The organism is bacterium (genome assembly GCA_030247525.1).
Classification (GTDB): domain Bacteria; phylum Electryoneota; class JAOADG01; order JAOADG01; family JAOADG01; genus JAOTSC01.
The window spans coordinates 1-6110 of record JAOTSC010000188.1 but is presented as its reverse complement, the minus strand read 5'-3'; the positions used below and the strand labels follow the sequence as shown (position 1 = coordinate 6110).

At 47.9% G+C, this 6110-nt stretch carries 4 protein-coding genes; all 4 read right to left on the bottom strand.

Going from position 1 to position 6110, the window contains the following annotated elements; translation table 11 throughout:
• Positions 1-764, bottom strand: a 764-nt coding sequence (locus OEM52_13270; protein MDK9701106.1) for a hypothetical protein, incomplete at its 3' end; no start/stop codon positions are given.
• Positions 765-923: 159 nt separating this feature from the next.
• A complete protein-coding gene (locus OEM52_13265) occupies positions 924-3134 on the bottom strand; it encodes a S8 family peptidase (GenBank protein ID MDK9701105.1) in 2211 nt (736 codons plus the stop codon).
• A 41-nt stretch (positions 3135-3175) separates the two neighbouring features.
• The gene (locus tag OEM52_13260; GenBank protein ID MDK9701104.1) at positions 3176-3859 is read right to left on the bottom strand and encodes a hypothetical protein; all 684 of its coding nucleotides are present in this window, start codon (positions 3857-3859) and stop codon (positions 3176-3178) included.
• Positions 3860-3927: 68 nt separating this feature from the next.
• The coding region (locus OEM52_13255) for a S8 family peptidase (protein ID MDK9701103.1) at positions 3928-6110 on the bottom strand (2183 nt) is incomplete at its 5' end.

The window sequence follows — 6110 nt, the reverse complement described above, 5'->3', positions numbered from 1 at the left end:
GCACTGTGGGTGGTTAACACGAGGAGATTGTTGTCGACCCGGCTCATCATCAATTTTCCGAGAATCCGGTAATTGGTGGTTTGATAGGTTAATCCGGTTTGATTCCAAGTGTCGCCACCATCGGTCGATTTCAGAATGCCTACGCTATAGGTATTTCCACCATCGTTATCGCCGGTTGCCAGATAGATGACATTTGGATTAACATAATCGATGACGATACTTGTCACCCCTAACAACGGGAGATAATCAGTCGTCGTTTCCCAAGTCGAACCACCATCGGATGAGCGCCAAGCTCCACCAGAGGCAGCCCCGACCCAGATAATATTAGGATTGCTTGGATGAATAGTGACGCAGTTTACCCGACCGACACCACCGCCGGAAGTAGGGATCATTGCAGGACCAACCGGCAACCAATCGGCTTCGTCGGTTGCACTTACCGGAAACAGTCGCTGTTTCTCCTCCCACCCTTGCCAGTGCTTTGCCGAATTCAGTTCTCCCGTTTCATCGAGTCGACGATCCCAAAACCAGCGTTTTCGCATGAAGGCTTTGTAACCTTTTCCTTTTTCCGGCTGCCGGTTTGACCAGTATTGATCGAACAACTGCACTTCCCTCGCATAGGAAATCTTTCCCAGCGAATCTTCGGGAAGTGATGTTAGCCAAGGCTGTGCACGTCCGGTTAACGAAAATGCGAGTATTGCAAAGAAAAGTGTTCCCATGCGGAGTGGAAGCCGCAGGCGGCGGGTATTGACAACGAACGAATTCATTTTTGCCTCAAAACAAAACGAGAAGAGAGAGTATTCTTTACTACACAGTCAATCAAGAAAAGTAGCGAATAATTTTACTGTGTGAAAACTTTCCTATTCTTCATAAAGCTTTTTTTCATTATATCAAATGCACACGCGTTCTATGAGGGTTTTTATGTTCTACTTTACATAGAGCCCTTTCGTGTAATAGGAACGCGACGCTGAAGTAACTCGAACGATGAAGATTCCGCTGCTACTATGCAAACCATTGCGCTGCGTTAGATTCAAACTGATCGAATGATAACCGGGAGTATACATCCGTTCAGGAAACTCCGCGATTTCTTGTCCATGCACATTAAATATCGCGACTTTTACCGGTAACGGGGTCGGTAATCCGAAACGTAATGTCACCGATGCATTGGCGGGGTTTGGTTGTGGCGAAAGCAAGATTAACTCACCCGGAATCGTGTTTTCATCAAGATTTACCGAAGATACGCCAATCTGAAAATTCGCATCGGAGGTATCGCCCACCATCGTCGAACTTTGGGGAATAACACGAACTCGACAGCGACCCGATATCGGAGAAGTAACCGACCACAGCACTGAATTTGCATTCGTTACTGGATCGCTTATCGGGATCCATTGTCCGCTCGGAAAGGTACGATTGAGCTGCACGAGAACTGTCGCTGGATTATTGCTACTCCATTCGATCCGGTGCACTTCGTTGATTCCCCAATTTTCACCACCATTGGGAGAGACAATCCGATACGTTGCTCGAGTAATTGGAATATCGCGTGAAGTAATGGTTGTAACTGAAGTGTCGAGATTCCATTGAAGGCGAAACCTTACATGATCGTTTGAGATACTTGTCGGGATCATGAAAGTAGTATTCCCTGTGTTGGGAAGCTCTTCAAAGATCGGTGACCAATTGCCGGTTGGATAGCCAATCATGATATCGAGCTTGAGTGTTCCAAACACACCAAAGGAGTCCCAGTAGAGAGTCGTTGGCAATCCCCCCCACAAGGAGTCACTATTCAATGAGTCGTTCCACGCCAGCATAGGTGGGACAATTGCAATATCATCCGGTGAGAGTGAAGATAACTCCGGGTAGCGGCGGTCGATCACTTTTATTCGGGCATGTTGAGTGGGTAAAGAAGGTATTGTCCAAACTATCTGTCCATTTGCAGCAGGAATATTGGTGGCAATGGTATCCCAACTTCCCATCGGATAGTTCCGGTTCCATTTAACATCGACTCGATTAACTCCTGCCATATTCCACCGGATTGTGTCGCGGGCATGATATGCGACAACGTTGCTATGAGCACCGATCGTGAGCTGTGGATTCATTAGTGGAACGGAATAATCGGAGCGGTCATTCCAAAGAATGTTTGTATTCGAGATAACCCGGATCCGTACATGTGGCAGCTCAGCTCCAGTTGGTGTCCAGATATGTATCCCGTCGTTCGGAGTAGTTGCCAAAAGTGCCTGCCAAGCATCATAAGGGAAATTCCGATTCCACTCAATGCGGATGGCATTGCTCTGAGTATCGCTCCAACGAATTGTATCGGGTCGATTCAACCAAATCGTATCGGATCGTGCGCTTGGCGACACTAATAACAAAGGTCGTCGCGGCGTCGCTTGGATCGAACGTTGGGCATTAACACCGCCTGCGCCTAACTGATAACCGGGATTCAACGCAGAAATATTGGTGGCATTTTGATATAGATACTGCTGCACTTGCGCCGGTGTCAGTGATGGGTTCTTTGAGAAGATTAATGCTGCAACCGAAGCGGCATTCGGCGTCGCCATCGACGTTCCCGACCATGAAGCATAGAGTGTCGCTTCGTTGGATTGTAGAGTCATCGTCGACCAAATACTTGAGCCGGGAGCGGAGATACCTATCGTAGGTCCGTAATTTGAAAATGTAGAACGTAGATTTCCTCGTCTTAATGATGCGACTGAAATGACATTGGGATACCCAGCAGGATAATTGATTTCGATAGAGTCTGAGTTTCCTGCAGCGGCAAACATTATTGCGCCATTTTCACGGGCATATTCAGTCACCGCTTGATATGAGGAGTCTGGTGTACTTCCACCAAAACTTATGCTTATCACTCGGACTTGTCGGTTAACGACGTATTGTATTGCACGAACAAAATCATTGGAGTATCCACGTGCAGTTCTTGTTCCATTATATGTAAACGCTACAGCTGCTCGTATCGCTAATTGCTTCACATTAAAGCTCCCGGAAGCAATGCCGATGCCGTTGTTTGTGCATCCGGCTATCGTACCTGCCACATGGGTTCCATGTCCGTAATAATCTGGTGGATCGTTATCGGGGATACCATAATCTTCCCCGGGAATCGAATCGATCAATCCCAATAAATCCACATAAATCTGACCCCAGCTTGCACTTTGGAAATCCCATCCGATTACGTCGTCGATAAAGCCATTGTCATCGTCATCGATACATTATTGTCGGCAGTGCTTAGTTGTCCATCCTGATCGATATCCTCACCGGGATTGATTGCAATGTTATCGCGCAAGTCCTCATGTACATAGTCAATTCCGGTGTCGATTGTAGCGACGAGAATCTCGTCGTTACCTTTCTGTAAGTCCCAAGCTTGCCGGCAATGCATCGTGTCTAACCCCCAAAGTTCTCTCCCTTCGAGAGAAAAGTCGTTGGGTGTAAATAACGGTCCACACAATCCAATGAAGTTGGCAAGCTCAATCCCTTCAATCGAACGGAGCCTACCTAACAATGTTTCCCGTTCCGATTCCGATAGAGTAACAAAAGCATCACAGGTCAGCTCGAAAAAGCGATCCATCCCTACCTGAAAGAATATTGGATTTCGTAAAGAAACCGGATCGTGGGTGAAGAGGGGATGTACTTCGACAATTTCATACTCACAGAGGAGATCATCGAATGCAAGTAATCCGGTTGGGTAATGAAGAACACCGTCAAACGTACGATGCAGGGATTGCAGCATCGGGGCAGCAATTCGCAGCTCGATCTTGCTGGATCGATTAGGCAGCAGTGGTCTAACTGCTGCCGTAACATTCTCTAAACCGAATAGTACTAACAATACAAGTAACCAGCGGACATTGCGAATCATATCGTACTCCCGATTCGATAGGATTGATGTCTTAGTCGAAAGATTTCGATTGCTGTGACAACAATACTCTACCTCAATATAACTCCTTTCCCCCAGAGTGTCTGTCCCGCGTATGCGACTTTTACAAAATAAACACCGCTGGTAAAGGCGTTGTGACTCTGCATTCCCGGGTTCCAGCGAATCGAATGAAAACCGCTTCGATACCATTGGCTTGAAAGCCGTTCGATTTGTCTGCCTTGGAGGTTGAAAATCTCGACCGTCACTTGGGCATCCGATGGAATGGCAAACCGCAACAATACTTCTCGATTAGCGGGATTGGGATACGGCGTTTCGACCGTAAAGCGATCCGGCAGCAATCCGGTCTGTTCACTTATGCCAACGCCCGACAGCGAAAAATCGCAGTCGGTTGTATCGCCGATAGAAGGAAAATCGCGGAAAAATACCCGGATGCGACAGCGACTCGACCACGGTGGAATAACTCCCCACCAATAAGAACCAGTATTGGCAATTACATCAGAGACATCGTTCCATTGGTTGGAAGGGTAATCGCGGGCAATTTGCACTCTCACCGGAGCGATATGGTCACCTTGCCAACGCACTTGATAGGATTGAAACAACGACCAGTTTTCTCCGCCATTGGGATTAGTGATTTGGATCCAAGGTCGAACAATCCGAAGGCTTCCAAAATGAATCGCACTAATTGTCGAATCATTATTGGAGCGTAACCGTAATCGTGTGTTCTCTCCATAGATCGAATGTGGCAGTGTAATCCGGAGTGAATCATAATTTGGAACACTTCCGTCATAGCGAATCCAGTTTCCCGTTGGATAGGATGTATTAACATCCAGCGCCAGGTTTCCTGATACTCCGAATGAACTCCAGCGCAGTGTAAAAGGGATACCAGTGTAAACGGTATCTTTGGTTGCGAAACTGGTTATCAGGATTTGTGAGGAGCGAATTGTGAAACTTGCATTCGAGATATCGAATCGCGTAGCGTCCGATTCGTCAGTTATTTTTATTCGGGCATTGTTTGTACCAACTCGGGGAATAATCCACTGCATGTAACCAATAGAAGCATCGACATGAGATGCAATCAACTCCCACTCACCAAGCGGATAGTAGCGGTTCCATTCGATGCGGATTCGCTCTACCCCGCGTTTCGCCCACCGAATCGTATCGATTGCATTGAACAACTTTACGCCACTATTCGGTTCATTAAGTACCAGCGCTTTGGTGGAGAGCGGTAAGTCATTGTCCGACCTATCTTGCCATCGAAAGTCCGTATTGGAAAGTATCCGAAAGCGCATTTTGGAAGCGATTCCCGTTGGTATCCAGGGTTCCCAGCCGTCGTTCGGCGTCGATGCAAATAACGTCGTCCATTCGCCGTAGGGATAGTTGGTTTGAGACTGTATCCTCAGCGTTGTGCTGCTCTGATCTACCCACCGGAATGTATCTGGACAACCAATCCATAACGTATCCTCGATGGAAGAAGGCGTGAGTAACCGCAAAGGACGTTCAGGGATCGTTTCGATGGCAGCTCTCGCATCTACTCCCCCTGCTCCTAACATATATCCGGGATTGATTTGCGTGAGATTGGTTGCGGTTTGGTAGATCGCAGTGCGAACGTCGATTGCCGATAGGGCAGGATTCTTCGACCAGAGCAACGCCGCTACCGCAGCTACATTTGGCGTCGCCATCGATGTACCCGAATACTGAGTATAATAAGCGGAGTTTATCATATTTGGCATCACGGTCGACCAGATTGCAACACCTGGCGCAGCGATGTCCACCCAACTGCCATAACTGGAAAACCATGCCCGGACATTACCACGGTTTAATGCTGCAACCGCAATAGCATTTTCAAACATCGCTGGATAGATGTAACTCGCGTTGTCATTGTTCCCAGCAGCGCCAAAAACCAAAGCATCATTCGCAGCGAGATAGTTCACCGCTGCTTGCCACGCACTATCGGGATAGTCATAGCCATAACTGAAACTGACGACCCGCGCTCCGCGGTTTGCTACATATTGGGTTGCCCGAGCGAAATCGTCGACCAGACCGTCTCCGAACAGATATTGATCGGAGCGATACGCATACCCGGCGCGCATTGCCAGTGTTTTCACATTATAGCTTGCCGATGCAATACCTACCCCGTTATTGGTACGTGCAGCCAATATTCCGGCAACATGAGTTCCGTGAGTGTGGACATCCATCGGGTTGTTGTCAGGCGTTCCGTAATCCTCTTCATCGA

Excerpts from the sequence above, each read along its gene's own strand:
- OEM52_13260 (MDK9701104.1), bottom strand. The coding sequence starts at position 3,859 with ATGATTCGCAATGTCCGCTGGTTACTTGTATTGTTAGTACTATTCGGT.